Raw genomic sequence first — 13,705 nt, forward strand, 5'->3', positions numbered from 1 at the left:
ACGCGACGGCGTTTCTTTTTGAGGCGGTTTTGGTGTGCTGCCTCTATCGCCGAGTCGCCACAATCCGGCCCGCAATCGCAGATGGCGGTTGTTCAACGAAGACTCTCTCAGGAAATGGTTCTGATGAAAAAGATTGCTTTGGCGCTGGCTGCAGTGGCGGGCTGCCTGTTGTCCACCGCCGGTCATGCGGCGGGTTATGTCGGCGGCAACGTCGGCGCTGGCCACATCGAGGCCGACTGCTCGGGCACCGAGTCGTGCAAGAACTCGACGACCTCGTACAAGCTGGTCGGCGGCTATGAGCTGACCAACAACCTGTATGCCGAACTGGGCTACATCGACTTCGGCAAGGCCCGGGCCACGGTCAACGTGCTGGGGCAGAGCGTGAAGACCACCGCGCGTGCGAGCGGCCTGATGCTGGGCCTGGCCTACCAGGTGCCGTTCGGCGAGAACTGGTTCGGCAACGTGCGCCTGGGCGCCGTCAACATGGACGCCAAGATCAGCGCATCGGCCGGCGGCGTGAGCAGCTCGGACTCGGACACCAACGTCAAGGCCTATTTCGGCCTGGGCGTCGGCTACGCGTTCAACAAGAACTGGAAGATCGTCGGCGACGCCGACTTCAGCCGCGCCGAATACCAGGACGACGACGCCAGCGTGCGTTCGCTGTCGGTGGGCGTGCGCTACGACTTCTGATCGCTGCGGCTTCACGGCCACGCACTGCAACGCCACCCTCGCCGGGTGGCGTTTTCCATTGGGGCGTGGGGGGCGGGCGGGCGCTCGCCGCTTGCTACAGTGCCGCCCAATGGCTGCTCGAACCCAAGACCTTGCCGGCGCAACGATGTCCGAACACGACGGCGTGCGCTACCTGCACCTCGATTCGCCCTGGGTGCAGGGGGCCATGCGCCTGTCGCAGCCGCAATCGCTGGAGCTCGAATACATCCAGCGCATGATGGCGTGGATGCTGTGGCGGCCGCAAGACCAGGTCAACAAGGGCCATGCCGTGCAGCTGGGCCTGGGCGCCGGCTCGATCACGCGCTTTTGCCACAAGGTCTTGCGCATGAAGACCACGGTGGTCGAGATCAACCCCACGGTGATCGGCGCCAACCGGCTGTGGTTTCGGCTGCCGCACGACGACGCACGCTTGACGGTGGTCGAAGACGACGCGGCACGCTGGGTGGCCGACGCGGCGCACATCGGCGTCGCACAGGTGCTCAATGTCGACCTGTACGACCACGAGGCCGCTGCGCCGGTGCTCGACGACGAAGACTTCTACACCGACTGCCGCAACGTGTTGGATGCGGACGGTGGCTTGATGACCGTCAACCTGTTCGGTCGCGATACCAGCTTCGAGCGCAGCGCCAACCGCATCGCCGCGGTCTTCGGCCGCGACCAGGTCTGGAGCCTGCGGCCCACGCGCGAAGGCAACACGGTGATCGTGGCCGCGCGCGATGTAAAGGTGCCCGACCGCGAGACCCTGACCGCGCGGGCCGCTAACATCGAACAGCGCTATGGCCTGCCGGCGCGCAAGTGGCTGCGGATGGTCCGGCCCCTGCCCGTTGCGCCCGTCTGAGTGCCTTTTGTTTCCCTTGAGACACCGAGCCCTGTCATGACCGCATCGACCCCATCGTCTGCCGGCACCACGCCCCGCCCCGCGGTGCCGCCGAAGGGGCGGTTGGACATGCGGCAGCTGCTGAAGTGGCTGCGTGACGACGGCGTGCTGGCGCCGCACGAGGCCGATGTGCTGGCCAAGCGCTTTGGCCAGGCCGGCTCCAGCCTGCACCCGCTGTTGCGGCTGGGCGGTGCCGGGCTGAAGGATGTGCGCGATGGCAGCGCGCTCGACACCGAGGTCTTGACGCGCTGGCTGGCCACCCGCTTCGGCCTGCCGTTCCAGCGCATCGACCCGCTGCGCGTCGACGCCAGCAAGGTGGCCGACGTGATGTCGCTGGCCTACGCCGAAACGCGGCGCGCGCTGCCGCTGAACGTTGGCCCGCAAGAGATCACCGTCGCGACCTGCGAGCCGTTCGACGTGGCCTGGCTGCCCGACATCGAGGCCCACACCCGCCGCCCGATCAAGCTGGTGCTGGCCACGCCCGACGATGTGTCGCGCTTCACGACCGAGTTCTACGCCCTGGCTGCCAACGTGCGCGTGGCCAAGAAGACCGGCGACCTGGCGGCCTCGGCGGTCAGCTTCGAGCAGCTGGTCGACCTGGGCAAGATCAAGGACCACGCGCTCGACGCCAACGACCAGGGCGTGGTGCAGATCGTCGACTGGCTCTGGCAATACGCCTTCGAGCAGCGCGCGAGCGACATCCACCTCGAGCCGCGCCGCGACACCGGCGTGATCCGCTTTCGCATCGACGGTGTGCTGCACCTGGTGCACCAGGTGCCGGCGCCGGTGATGGCGGCGATGACCGCGCGCATCAAGCTGCTCGGCCGCATGGACGTGGTCGAACGCCGCCGCCCGCAAGACGGCCGCATCAAGACGCGCCGGCCCGACAACGCGCCCGGTGGTGGTGCCGAAGTCGAAATGCGCTTGTCGACCTTGCCCACCGCATTCGGCGAGAAGGTCGTGATGCGGATCTTCGACCCCGGCACGGTCGACAAGCCGTTCGAGTCGCTCGGCTTCTCGCCCGACGAGGCGCGGCGCTGGAACGAGCTGATCGAGCACCCGCACGGCATCATCCTGGTCACCGGCCCGACCGGCTCGGGCAAGACGACCACGCTGTACTCGACGCTGAAGAAGCTGGCGACCGAAGAGGTCAACGTCTGCACGGTCGAAGACCCGATCGAAATGGTCGAGCCGGCCTTCAACCAGACGCAGGTGCAGCCCGCGCTCGACCTGGGGTTCGCCGACGGCCTGCGCGCGCTGATGCGGCAGGACCCGGACATCATCATGGTCGGCGAGATCCGCGACCTGGAAACCGCCGAGATGGCGATCCAGGCCTCGCTCACCGGCCACCTCGTCTTCTCGACCGTGCACACCAACGACGCTCCGGCGTCGATCACGCGCCTGGTCGACCTGGGCGTGCCGGCCTACCTGATCACCGCCACGGTGATCGGCGTGCTGGCGCAGCGGCTAACACGCACGCTGTGCCCCAGCTGCAAGCAGCCCGACCCGGCGATCTCGGTCGAGACGCTGCAGTCGCTGGCCGCGCCGTGGCGCCTGGCCGGCACCATCCGGCCGCACAAGGCCGTGGGTTGCCCGGCCTGCCGCGGCACCGGCTACCGCGGCCGCGCGGCGTTGTACGAGTTGATGATGATGACCGAGCCGGCGCGCGCGGCCATCCATCCCCATCTTGATGTCGCGCGCCTGCGCCGCCACGCCGTCAGCGAAGGCATGCAGCCCTTGCGCGTGGCCGGGCTGGCCAAGGTGGCGCAGGGGTTGACCTCGCTCGAAGAAGTGCTGCGCTGCACGCCGCGGTGGGAGTCCGAGGCCCCCTCCTGAGGGGTGTTCTCGAGTTGTTTCGACAGCCGCCTCACGCGGCCGCGCCGGCGTGGCCGAAGCCGCCGATGCTGTGATCATTCCTTACGTGTAATCCACAGCCACGCGTACAGGGGTGCTCCCTAGAATTCGCCGCACACCCCTGATAGGGAACGTCAACAGCTTGCCACCACTCCCGCCAAGTGGCGTGCGCGGATCCGCTCTGCCGGCCCGCTGCGCGAGCCGCCTCGGGGGCAGGGCCCGGAAGGGCCCGTTGGGGGCCAACCAAGGACAGCCCGTGAAAGTAAAAAGCCAAAAGGACTTCTGGTCCGGGCTGATGTTCATCGTCGTCGGTGCTGCGTTTGCCATCGGCGCGCTGAACTACAACTTCGGCAGTTCTGCCCGACCCGGGCCCGCCTACTTCCCGTTCGGACTGGGCGTGTTGCTGGCCATCCTGGGCGGCATGATCCTGTTCGAGGCGCTGACGATCGAGACCGACGATGGCGAGCCGATCGGTGCATTCGCCTGGAAGCCGTTGGTGGTGATCATCGTGTCGGTGGCCGTCTTCGGCTTCGCGCTGCCGCGACTGGGCATGGTGATCTCGCTGCCGATCCTGGTGCTGATGTCGGCCTACGCCAGCGACGAACACACCTGGCTCGGCTCGATCATCAACGCGGTGATCCTCACCGCGATGTCGTGGGCCGTGTTCGTGCTGGGGCTCAAGCTGACGATCCCGATGTGGCCGAGCTTTCTCGGCGGCTGAGAACGAGGACCCACCACCATGGACCTGATTCACAACCTCGGACTCGGTTTCCAGACCGCGTTCACGCTCACCAACCTCTTCTACGCCTTCGGCGGCGCCGTGCTCGGCACGCTGATCGGCGTGCTGCCCGGCCTCGGGCCGGTCGCGACGATCGCGATGCTGCTGCCGTCGATCTACGCGCTCGACGCCACGCCGGCGCTGATCATGCTGGCCGGCATCTACTACGGTGCGCAGTACGGCGGCTCGACGACCGCGATCCTGATCAACGTGCCGGGCGAATCGAGCTCGGTGGTGACCGCGATCGACGGCTACCAGATGGCTCGCAAGGGCCGCGCCGGCTCGGCGCTGGCCGCGGCGGGCCTGGGCTCGTTCTTCGCCGGCTGCGTCGGCACGGTGATCATCGCGGCCTTCGCGCCGCCGCTCACAGAACTTGCCTTCAAGTTCGGTCCGGCCGAGTACTTCTCGCTGATGACGCTGGGCCTGATCGGCGCAGTGGTGCTGGCCTCGGGCTCGCTGGTCAAGGCCATCGCGATGATCCTGCTCGGCCTGCTGCTGGGCCAGATCAACACCGACGTGATCTCGGGCGTGCCACGCTACAGCTTCGACATCGCCGAGCTGACCGACGGCATCGGCTTCGTCACGATCGCGATGGGCGTGTTCGGCTTCGGTGAAATCATCGCCAACCTCGGCCAGCCGGCCGAGCACCGCGAAGTCTTCACGAAAGACGTCAAGGGCCTGTGGCCGACCAAGCAGGACTTCAAGGACGCGTTCCCCGCGGTGCTGCGTGGCACCACGCTCGGCTCGCTGCTGGGTGTGCTGCCCGGCGGTGGCGCGCTGCTGGCCTCGTTCGCTGCCTACACGGTCGAAAAGAAGGTCAAGGGTCGCCCGGGCGAAGAGGCTTTCGGCAAGGGCAACATCCGCGGCGTGGCGGGGCCCGAGTCGGCCAACAACGCCGGCGCGCAGACCAGCTTCATCCCGATGCTGACGCTGGGCATCCCGCCCAACGCGGTGATGGCGCTGATGGTCGGTGCGATGACGATCAAGGGCATCCAGCCCGGCCCGCAGGTGATGACCAGCAACCCCGAGCTGTTCTGGGGCCTGATCGCATCGATGTGGATCGGCAACCTGATGCTCGTGATCCTGAACCTGCCGCTGATCGGCATCTGGATCAAGCTGCTGACCGTGCCCTATCGCCACCTGTTCCCGGCGATCCTGGTGTTCTGCTGCATCGGCCTGTACACGCTCAACAACAACAATTTCGACGTCTACATGGCGGCTGGCTTCGGCCTGATCGGCTACCTGTTCTACAAGCTCGGTTGCGAGCCGGCGCCGCTGCTGCTGGGCTTCATCCTCGGGCCGATGATGGAAGAGAACCTGCGCCGTGCGCTGCTGCTGTCGCGCGGCGACTGGTCGGCCTTCGTCACCCGCCCGTTGTCGGCCGGCCTGCTGCTGGCAGCCTTCGCGCTGATCGTGGTGGTGATGCTGCCGTCGATCAAGAACAAGCGCGAAGAAGCATTCCAGGATGCAGACTGATCGCCGCAAGGTTTTGTTGATCGAATGCCCCGCCTCGAGCGGGGCTTTTTGATCCTGCCATCCTGCACCGCGTGACGAACGACCCCGCCCCTGACGTCTCTGCGGCAGCCGAAGCCGCAGCCGACCCCGCGCATTCGACGTCGGCGCTGGCCCCGTTCGCGACGCCGCTGTTCCGCATGCTGTGGCTGGCCTGGCTGGCCGCCAACATCACGATGTGGATGAACGACGTGGCGGCCGCCTGGCTGATGACCACGTTGACGACCAGCCCGGTGCTGGTGGCGCTGGTGCAGACGGCGTCGACGCTGCCGGTGTTCCTGCTGGGCCTGCCCAGCGGTGCACTGGCCGACATCCTGGACCGGCGGCGCTACTTCGCCGCCACGCAGCTGTGGGTGTCGCTGAACGCGGTGGTGCTGGCGATCATGTCGCTGACCGATTCGCTGACCGCGCCGCTGCTGATCGCGCTGACCTTCACCAACGGCATCGGCCTGGCGATGCGCTGGCCGGTGTTCGCGGCCATCGTGCCCGAGATCGTGCCGCGCCACCACATGCCGCAGGCGCTGGCGCTCAACGGCGTGGCGATGAACCTGTCGCGCATCGTGGGGCCGGTGGTGGCCGGCGCCATCCTCGCGGCCACGTCGAGCGCCTGGGTCTTCGTGTTGAACGCGCTGCTGGCCTTCGGCGCGTTCGTGCTGATCCTGCGCTGGAAATCGCAGCACAAAGAGAGCGTGCTGCCCGGCGAGCGCTTCGTCGGCGCCATGCGCGTCGGCTGGCAGCATGTGATGCAGTCGCCGCGCATGCGGGCGGTGCTGCTGCGCATCTTCCTGTTCTTCCTGCAATCGACCGCGCTGATGGCGCTGCTGCCGTTGATCGCCAAGGGCCTGCACGGCGGCGGCCCGGGCAGCTTCACCGTGATGCTGGCCTGCCTGGGGGCAGGCGCCATCACCGCGGCGTTGCTGTTCCCTCGCTGGCGCCGGCGGTTCGACCGCGACCAGTTCGTGCGCTACGGCACGCTGGTGCATGCGGTGATGTCGCTGTGCGTGGTATTCGCGCCGCAGGTCTGGCTGGCGCTGCCGGCGATGGTGGTGGCCGGCATGGCCTGGATCTCCACCGCCAACTCGCTGACCATCTCGGCCCAGCTGGCGCTGCCGAACTGGGTGCGTGCACGCGGCATGTCGATCTACCAGATGGCGCTGATGGGCGGCTCGGCCGCCGGCTCGCTGCTGTGGGGCCAGGTGGCGGGTTGGTCCGACGTGCGCACCGCGGTGATCGCCGCGGCGGTGTTCGGCCCGCTGGCGCTGCTGGCCACGCGCCGCGTGTCGGTCGAAGGCGGCGGCGACGAAGACCTCACCCCCGCCCCGCCGGCCAGCGTGCCCGAGGTCGCCGTCAACGTCGCGCCGGACGACGGGCCGGTGATGGTGTCGGTCGAGTACCAGATCGACCCCGCGCGGGCCGAAGACTTTGCCCGCGTGATGCAGGTGACGCGCCGCGCGCGCTTGCGCCAGGGCGCGCTGACCTGGGCGCTGCTGCGCGACACCTCGGTGCCGGGCCGTTATATCGAGTACTTCGTCGACGAGAACTGGATCGAGCACCAGCGCCGGTTGGAGCGCTTCACCGCGTCCGACATCGGCCTGCGCGAGCAGCGCCTGGCCTTTCACCTGGGCGAGGCACCGCCGAAGGTCAAGCGTTATGTGGCCGAGCGGCTGGTGAGCTGAGCCCGTGCTCGATTGCCCCTGCGGCAAGCCTGCCATCACCCAACGAAAAGGGTCGGCATGGTGACTGGTGGCAGACTCCTGGGCTTGCCCTCCACCGGCCACGCTGCACCACGGGGCCTGCCGCCATGAGACACGACTTCCACTGGTCGACCGGCTATGCGTCCACCCGCTCGCCGGTCTTTGCGCGCAACATCGTGGCCACCTCGCACCCGCTGGCGGCGCAAGCCGGCCTGCGCATGCTGGCGGCCGGCGGCAACGCGGTCGACGCAGCGGTGGCCACCGCCGCGGTGATGACGCTGGTCGAGCCCTGCAGCAATGGCCTGGGCTCCGACGCGTTCGCGATCGTGTGGGACGGCCAGCGCCTGCAGGGCTTGAACGCGTCCGGTCACGCGCCGGCGGCGTGGACGCCCGAGTACTTCCGCCAGAAAGGCACGGCCGACCAGAAGACGCCGCCGGCACGTGGTTGGGATGCGGTGACCGTGCCCGGTGCGGTTTCGGCCTGGGCAGCCTTGTCCGAGCGTTTCGGCCGACTGCCGTTCGCCGACCTGATGGCGCCGGCGATCGAGATCGCCGAGCGCGGCTACGCGGTGCCGGTGATCGTGCAGCAGAAATGGACGCTCGCTTCGCGTGTGCACGAGCTGGTCAGCCAGCCCGGTTTTGCCGAGACCTTCTTGCCACGCGGCCGCGCGCCCGAGGTGGGTGAGCTGTTTCGCCTGCCGGCCGCGGCCAAGGCGCTGCGGCTGATCGCCGAATCGAAGGCCGAGGCCTTCTACCGTGGCGAGATCGCCGCCGCGATCGCCCGCCAGGCCAAAGAGCAAGGCGGCGCCATGACCGAGGCCGATCTGGCCGCGTACCGCCCCGCGTGGGTCGACACGATCGAGGTCGACTATCGCCACGGCTACCGGTTGCACGAGATCCCGCCCAATGGGCAGGGCATTGCCGCGTTGATCGCGCTGGGCATCCTGCGCCACTTCGACATCGGCGGTCTCGACCCCGACGGTGTCGAGAGCCAGCACCTGCAGATCGAGGCGATGAAGCTCGCCTTTGCCGACACCTACCGCTACGTCAGCGACCCCGCCAGCATGGGCCTGAAGCCGACGGACCTGCTGGACGACACCTACCTGGCCGAGCGCGCCCGCCTGGTCGACCCGAAGCGGGCGCAAGACTTCCAGGCCGGCAACCCGGTCAAGGGCGGCACCATCTACCTGACGGCGGCCGACGAGCGCGGCATGATGGTCAGCTTCATTCAAAGCAACTACATGGGCTTCGGCTCCGGCGTGGTGGTGCCCCAGTACGGCATCAGCCTGCAGAACCGCGGCCATGGCTTCACGCTCGACGAGCGGCACCCTAACGTGGTTGGTCCGCGCAAGCGCCCGTTCCACACCATCATCCCCGCCTTCCTGATGCGCGACGGCGAGCCGCAGATGAGCTTTGGCGTGATGGGCGGCAACATGCAGCCGCAAGGCCACCTGCAGACGCTGGTGCGTATGCTCGACTACCACCAGAGCCCGCAGGCCGCATGCGATGCGCCACGCTGGCGCTTCAACCAGGGCCTGGCGCTCAATGCCGAGCGTTCGATGCGGCCCGACACGCTGGCCGGGCTGCAGGCGCTGGGCCACCAGTTCGAAGGGCTGGACGACAGCTACATGGACTTCGGTGCCGGCCAGTTCATCTGGCGCCAGGGCGACCCGGCGGTGGAAGGTTATGTCGCGGCCAGTGACGCGCGGCGCGACGGCGCGGCCGTCGGAATGTAGGCCCCCACGCCCCCTTCCGGGGCTGCCCCCCGAGGGGGCCCTTGCAGCGGCCCGGTCTAGGGCCTGTTCACACTACGAAAGCCCGATGCGTTGCCATCAGAACAAGTCGAGCGCAAGGCGCGAAACGAAGCCGTGGTGCTGCCACGGCGAGGCTTTGCAACGCCGCGGTCGGCTGTTCTGGTGGCAACCCTTCGGGAACGGGCCGTGCAGGGCGCATGGCGTCGTTGCCCACCTTGCCCAGGCACCAGCCTGGGCGGCGGCGGGCGCCTTGCCCTGCATCCCTGCACGGCCCGTTCGCACGGGCTTGCGTAGTGTGAACAGGCCCAAGCCGGATCCGCGCAAGACACTTGTTTGAAAACGTCAAGGTGTCGACAGTGAAGATCGCTGAATTGAGACCCGGCTGGCGCACCGACTTCCTGCTGCACCGCGTGGATGGCGAGATCATCGAGCGCGATGACTGCATCGTCGTGCTCACGCCCGGCAACGAAGGTTTCTACTGGGGCAACTGCCTGATGATCGCCGACACGCCGGCCGATGCCGACCTGGCGCATTGGCTGCAGCGCTTCGACGAAGAGGTGGCCGCCGGCCGGCCCGGCGTGCGCCATGTGGCGATCGGCGTCAACAGCGCGGTGCCGCCAGAAGGCGCGTTGCCGGCCTGGCGCGACGCCGGGTTCGAACTCATCGAGATGGCGACGCTGCGCCTGTTTCCGGGCCAGTTGCGCACGCTCGTCGAGCCCCGTGTCAAGACGCCGTGGCGGTTGCGCCCGATCGACTTCAGCAAGGACATCCCGGCCTTCGTCGACCTGCAGTGCGAAGATGCCCAGGGCCACGAGCCGCCGGGCTACCGGCGCTTTCGCGATGCGCAGATGCGGCGCTTTGCCCAGCTGTACGCGCTCGGCCTGGGCGACTGGTTCGGGCTGTGGGTCGGCGACACGTTGGTGGCCGATTGCGGCCTGTTGCGCGACGGGGCGCTGGGCCGATTCCAGAACGTGCTGGTGCACCCCGCCTGGCGCCGCCGCGGGCTGTGCCAGGCGCTGGTGCACAGCGTGTGCCGCTGGGGCTTCGAGCGCTGGGGCCTGACCGAGTTGCTGATGTGCGCCGACCCCGCCGACGTGGCGATCGGCATCTACGAGTCGCTCGGCTTCGAGCGCTTCGACCGCGAATGGGGCCTGCAGCGCAACCCGCCCGAAGACGCCGCCGCGCGGCGCTCGCAGCGGCTGGGCCTGGACGCCGCCGACGCATGACCGCGGCTGCCACCGCTGCCGTCGCTGCGCCCCCGCCCGCCCCGCGCCGCTGGCCCGGGCTGGCGCTGGCGCTCGCCGGCTCGATCGCGTTCTCGGGCAAGGCGGTGATCGTCAAGCTGGCCTACCGGCACGGCGTCGACCCGGTCACGCTGATCATGTACCGCATGCTGTTCGCGCTGCCCTTGTTCGCCGCCATCGCGTGGTGGGCCGGCCGCGGCAAGCCCCGGCTGACCCGGCGCGAGCTGCTGGCGCTGGTCGGCCTGGGCTTCTCGGGCTACTACCTGGCCAGCCTGCTCGACTTCATGGGCCTGGCGCTGATCAGTGCGAGCCTGGAACGGCTGATCCTGTACCTCAACCCGACGATCGTGCTCGGCCTGTCGGCGCTGTTTCTTGGCAAGCGTGTGGGCCGGGGTCAGTTGCTGGCGCTGGCCGTCAGCTATGCCGGCGTCGTGCTGGTCTTCGGCCAGGAGCTGAAGCTCGAAGGCGAGGGCGTGATGGCCGGCGCGGCGCTGGTCTTCGGCAGCGCGATCAGCTACGCGGCCTACATGGTGCTCAGCGGCGAATGGGTCAAGCGCCTGGGCTCGATGCGCCTGGCCGGCTGGGCCGGCAGCATCGCCAGCCTGTTCTGCATCGCGCACTTCCTGCTGTTCAACCCGGCGGGTGACCCGCTGGCGGCCGCGCGGGTGGCCGAGCCGGTGCTGTGGCTGTCGCTGCTCAATGCCACCGCCTGCACCGTGGCGCCGGTGTGGATGGTGATGATGGCGATCGAGCGCATCGGCCCCAGCCTGGCCTCGCAGGCCGGCATGGTGGGCCCGATGAGCACGATCACGATGGGCGTGGTCTTCCTGAACGAACCGTTCACGCCCTTGCTGGTGGCCGGCACCGCGCTGGTGCTGACCGGGGTGTGGCTGCTGGCGCGGGCCCGATGAACACCGGCCTCGAATGGGAGTGGGGATGTTGATTTCCGGTGGTTGCCATTGCGGCAACATCACGTTCAAGCTGAACTGGTCGCCCGAGCCCGCCGAGATCCCGGCGCGGGCTTGCGGCTGCACCTTCTGCGTCAAGCACGGCGGCGTGTGGACCTCTTGCCCGACCGGGTCGCTGAGGGTGCAGGTGAAAGACGCATCGCAGGTCTCGGCCTACGTCTTCGGCACCCGGACCGCCGACTTCCACACCTGCGCCCGCTGCGGCGTGGTGCCGGTGGTCAGCTGCCGGCTCGACGACCGCCTGTACGCGGTCGTCAACGTCAACACCTTCGAAGGCGTGCCGGCCGAGCTGCTCAAATGCTCACCCGCCAGCTTCGACGGCGAAGACGAGGCCGCGCGGCTGGCGCGGCGCCGCCGTGGCTGGATTGCCGATGTCGAATTCTCCAGGGCTTGAAACGATGCTGAGTGTCTTTGTCACCATCTGGCTGCTGCACGTGGCCGCACTGATCACCCCGGGCGCCAACATGCTGCTGGTGTCGCAACTGTCGGCCAGCGGGCAGCCGCGGGCGGCGATGCGCGCAGCGCTGGGTGTGGCGGCGGGCGCGGTCATCTGGTCCACCGCCGCGGTGCTGGGGGTCAATGCGCTGTTCGTCGCTTTCCCCACCGTGCGGCTGGTGCTGCAGGTGGGTGGCGCCTTGTACCTGCTGTACATCGCGTCTCGGCTGTGGCGCGCGCAGGCGCCGTCGGCGAGCGAGCCGCGCGTTGTGCCGGCCTGGCGCGCGTTCCGCCTCGGGCTGCTGACCAACCTGTCCAACCCGAAGTCGGCGCTGTTCTTCGGCAGCGTGTTCTCGGCGGCGTTGCCGGCCCACCCGAGCGCCGCCGTGCTAGCCGCCTCGGTGGCCTTGGTTGTCGGCAACGCGCTGGCGTGGCATCTGGGGCTGGCGTATGTGTTCTCGCGCCCGCGGGTGCGGGCCGGCTACGCGGCGCAGCGCGGCATCGTCGGGCGGCTGGCCGGCGCGGCGCTGGGGGCCCTGGGCGTGAGCCTGTTGTTCGCCTCGCTGCGCGAGGCGCGCCGATGAGCGCTCGCCGCCAATCGCTTGGCCTGGTCTCATTGGTCGTGCGCGACTACGACGAGGCCCTGGCCTTCTATGTCGGCGTGCTCGGTTTCGAGCTGGTCGAAGATTCGTTCGTACCCGAGCAGAACAAGCGCTGGGTCGTCGTCGCGCCGCCCGGCGCGCGCGAGACGCGGCTGCTGCTGGCCCAGGCCAGCAATAGCGAGCAGGCCACGCGCATCGGCAACCAGACCGGCGGCCGCGTGTTCCTGTTTCTCTACACCGACGATTTCTGGCGCGACCATGCGGCCTACACCGCCAAGGGGGTGGTCTTCGTGCGGCCCCCGGTCGAGCAGCCTTACGGCACCGTCGCGGTGTTCGAAGACGTGTACGGCAACCAGTGGGACCTGCTGCAACCGCGCGAAGCGGCAACACCAGCCGGCAACGACAACCAGGAGCGGTGATGGACCTCGGTCTGAAGGGCAAGTGGGCGCTGGTCTGCGCGGCCAGCAAGGGGCTGGGCAAGGGCTGCGCGAAGGCGCTGGTCAGCGAAGGCGTCAACGTGGTGATCACCGCGCGCGGCCTCGAGGCGCTGCACGAAACCGCGGCCGAGCTGCGCAAGCTGAATCCGAACGTCGTCGTGCGGCCGGTGGCCGGCGACATCACGACCGAAGAGGGCCGGGCCTCGGCGCTGGCCGCGGCGCCGCAGGTCGACATCCTGGTCAACAACGCCGGCGGGCCGCCGCCGGGCGATTTTCGCGACTGGGAGCGTGAGCAGTGGATCGCCGCGCTCGACGCCAACATGCTGACGCCGATCGCGCTGATCAAGGCCACGGTCGACGCGATGGCGCAGCGCGGCTTCGGCCGCGTCGTCAACATCACCTCGGCCGCGGTGAAGGCCCCGATCGACACGCTGGGTTTGTCCAACGGCGCGCGCAGCGGGTTGACCGGCTTCGTCGCCGGCCTGGCCCGCCAGCCGCGCCTGGCCGGCCGCAACGTGACGATCAACAACCTGCTGCCCGGCCCGTTCGACACCGACCGCCTGCGCAAGACGGTGCAAGCCGCCGCGGAGCGCCAAGGCCGCCCGGCCGAATCGGTGTGGGACCAGCGGCGCCTGGGCGTGCCGGCGCAGCGCTACGGCACCGCCGACGAATTCGGCGCCGCCTGCGCGTTCTTGTGCAGCGCGCACGCCGGCTTCATCACCGGGCAGAACTGGCTGCTCGATGGCGGGCTGTACCCCGGCACCTATTGACGCAGGTCAGCGGCTTGGCGGCGGGCCCGTGGCGTGGTGGCGCGAGCCGGG

General features: G+C 68.8%; 13 protein-coding genes. All 13 read left to right on the forward strand.

Annotation, left to right across the window (positions count from 1 at the left end; genetic code table 11):
- The first annotated feature begins 123 nt into the window (after positions 1 to 123).
- Positions 124 to 690, forward strand: a complete 567-nt coding sequence (locus ACE3SG_RS00985) for an outer membrane beta-barrel protein (protein ID WP_374562038.1) — start codon at positions 124 to 126, stop codon at positions 688 to 690.
- Between the two features lie 145 nt (positions 691 to 835).
- Complete coding sequence (locus ACE3SG_RS00990; protein WP_374562039.1) at positions 836 to 1,567, forward strand: spermidine synthase; 732 nt, start codon at positions 836 to 838, stop codon at positions 1,565 to 1,567.
- 36 nt (positions 1,568 to 1,603) lie between these two features.
- A complete protein-coding gene (locus ACE3SG_RS00995) occupies positions 1,604 to 3,442 on the forward strand; it encodes a GspE/PulE family protein (protein ID WP_374562040.1) in 1,839 nt (612 codons plus the stop codon).
- Between the two features lie 274 nt (positions 3,443 to 3,716).
- The gene (locus ACE3SG_RS01000) at positions 3,717 to 4,181 is read left to right on the forward strand and encodes a tripartite tricarboxylate transporter TctB family protein (protein WP_374562041.1); all 465 of its coding nucleotides are present in this window, start codon (positions 3,717 to 3,719) and stop codon (positions 4,179 to 4,181) included.
- Between the two features lie 18 nt (positions 4,182 to 4,199).
- Positions 4,200 to 5,714 carry a tripartite tricarboxylate transporter permease gene (locus ACE3SG_RS01005; RefSeq protein WP_374562042.1) on the forward strand — a complete coding sequence of 505 codons (1,515 nt, stop codon included), beginning with the start codon at positions 4,200 to 4,202 and terminating at the stop codon, positions 5,712 to 5,714.
- A 71-nt stretch (positions 5,715 to 5,785) separates the two neighbouring features.
- Positions 5,786 to 7,426 carry an MFS transporter gene (locus ACE3SG_RS01010; protein ID WP_374562044.1) on the forward strand — a complete coding sequence of 547 codons (1,641 nt, stop codon included), beginning with the start codon at positions 5,786 to 5,788 and terminating at the stop codon, positions 7,424 to 7,426.
- Positions 7,427 to 7,551: 125 nt separating this feature from the next.
- Positions 7,552 to 9,180, forward strand: a complete 1,629-nt coding sequence (locus ACE3SG_RS01015) for a gamma-glutamyltransferase family protein (protein ID WP_374562045.1) — start codon at positions 7,552 to 7,554, stop codon at positions 9,178 to 9,180.
- Positions 9,181 to 9,554: 374 nt separating this feature from the next.
- The gene (locus tag ACE3SG_RS01020) at positions 9,555 to 10,424 is read left to right on the forward strand and encodes a GNAT family N-acetyltransferase (RefSeq protein WP_374562046.1); all 870 of its coding nucleotides are present in this window, start codon (positions 9,555 to 9,557) and stop codon (positions 10,422 to 10,424) included.
- On the forward strand, positions 10,421 to 11,353 hold the full coding sequence (locus tag ACE3SG_RS01025; protein WP_374562047.1) for a DMT family transporter: 933 nt from the start codon (positions 10,421 to 10,423) through the stop codon (positions 11,351 to 11,353). Before ACE3SG_RS01020 ends, ACE3SG_RS01025 begins: the two co-directional genes overlap by 4 nt.
- Positions 11,354 to 11,378: 25 nt before the next feature.
- Positions 11,379 to 11,804, forward strand: coding sequence for a GFA family protein (locus tag ACE3SG_RS01030; RefSeq protein ID WP_374562049.1), 426 nt, complete (start codon positions 11,379 to 11,381; stop codon positions 11,802 to 11,804).
- A gap of 4 nt (positions 11,805 to 11,808) precedes the next feature.
- Positions 11,809 to 12,429 carry a LysE family translocator gene (locus ACE3SG_RS01035; protein ID WP_374562050.1) on the forward strand — a complete coding sequence of 207 codons (621 nt, stop codon included), beginning with the start codon at positions 11,809 to 11,811 and terminating at the stop codon, positions 12,427 to 12,429.
- Positions 12,426 to 12,866, forward strand: a complete 441-nt coding sequence (locus tag ACE3SG_RS01040) for a VOC family protein (protein WP_374562051.1) — start codon at positions 12,426 to 12,428, stop codon at positions 12,864 to 12,866. The genes ACE3SG_RS01035 and ACE3SG_RS01040 overlap by 4 nt, the downstream gene beginning before the upstream one ends.
- Positions 12,866 to 13,654 (forward strand): SDR family oxidoreductase, encoded by a 789-nt coding sequence (locus tag ACE3SG_RS01045; RefSeq protein WP_374562052.1) that lies wholly within the window; start codon positions 12,866 to 12,868, stop codon positions 13,652 to 13,654. The genes ACE3SG_RS01040 and ACE3SG_RS01045 overlap by 1 nt, the downstream gene beginning before the upstream one ends.
- Positions 13,655 to 13,705: the final 51 nt, after the last annotated feature.

The organism is Ideonella sp., from assembly GCF_041914305.1.
Classification (GTDB): Bacteria; Pseudomonadota; Gammaproteobacteria; order Burkholderiales; family Burkholderiaceae_C; genus Ideonella.

Excerpts from the sequence above, each read along its gene's own strand:
- ACE3SG_RS00985 (WP_374562038.1), top strand. The coding sequence starts at position 124 with ATGAAAAAGATTGCTTTGGCGCTGGCTGCAGTGGCGGGCTGCCTGTTG.
- ACE3SG_RS00990 (WP_374562039.1), top strand. The coding sequence starts at position 836 with ATGTCCGAACACGACGGCGTGCGCTACCTGCACCTCGATTCGCCCTGG.
- ACE3SG_RS00995 (WP_374562040.1), top strand. The coding sequence starts at position 1,604 with ATGACCGCATCGACCCCATCGTCTGCCGGCACCACGCCCCGCCCCGCG.
- ACE3SG_RS01005 (WP_374562042.1), top strand. The coding sequence starts at position 4,200 with ATGGACCTGATTCACAACCTCGGACTCGGTTTCCAGACCGCGTTCACG.
- ACE3SG_RS01015 (WP_374562045.1), top strand. The coding sequence starts at position 7,552 with ATGAGACACGACTTCCACTGGTCGACCGGCTATGCGTCCACCCGCTCG.
- ACE3SG_RS01025 (WP_374562047.1), top strand. The coding sequence starts at position 10,421 with ATGACCGCGGCTGCCACCGCTGCCGTCGCTGCGCCCCCGCCCGCCCCG.
- ACE3SG_RS01030 (WP_374562049.1), top strand. The coding sequence starts at position 11,379 with ATGTTGATTTCCGGTGGTTGCCATTGCGGCAACATCACGTTCAAGCTG.
- ACE3SG_RS01035 (WP_374562050.1), top strand. The coding sequence starts at position 11,809 with ATGCTGAGTGTCTTTGTCACCATCTGGCTGCTGCACGTGGCCGCACTG.
- ACE3SG_RS01040 (WP_374562051.1), top strand. The coding sequence starts at position 12,426 with ATGAGCGCTCGCCGCCAATCGCTTGGCCTGGTCTCATTGGTCGTGCGC.
- ACE3SG_RS01045 (WP_374562052.1), top strand. The coding sequence starts at position 12,866 with ATGGACCTCGGTCTGAAGGGCAAGTGGGCGCTGGTCTGCGCGGCCAGC.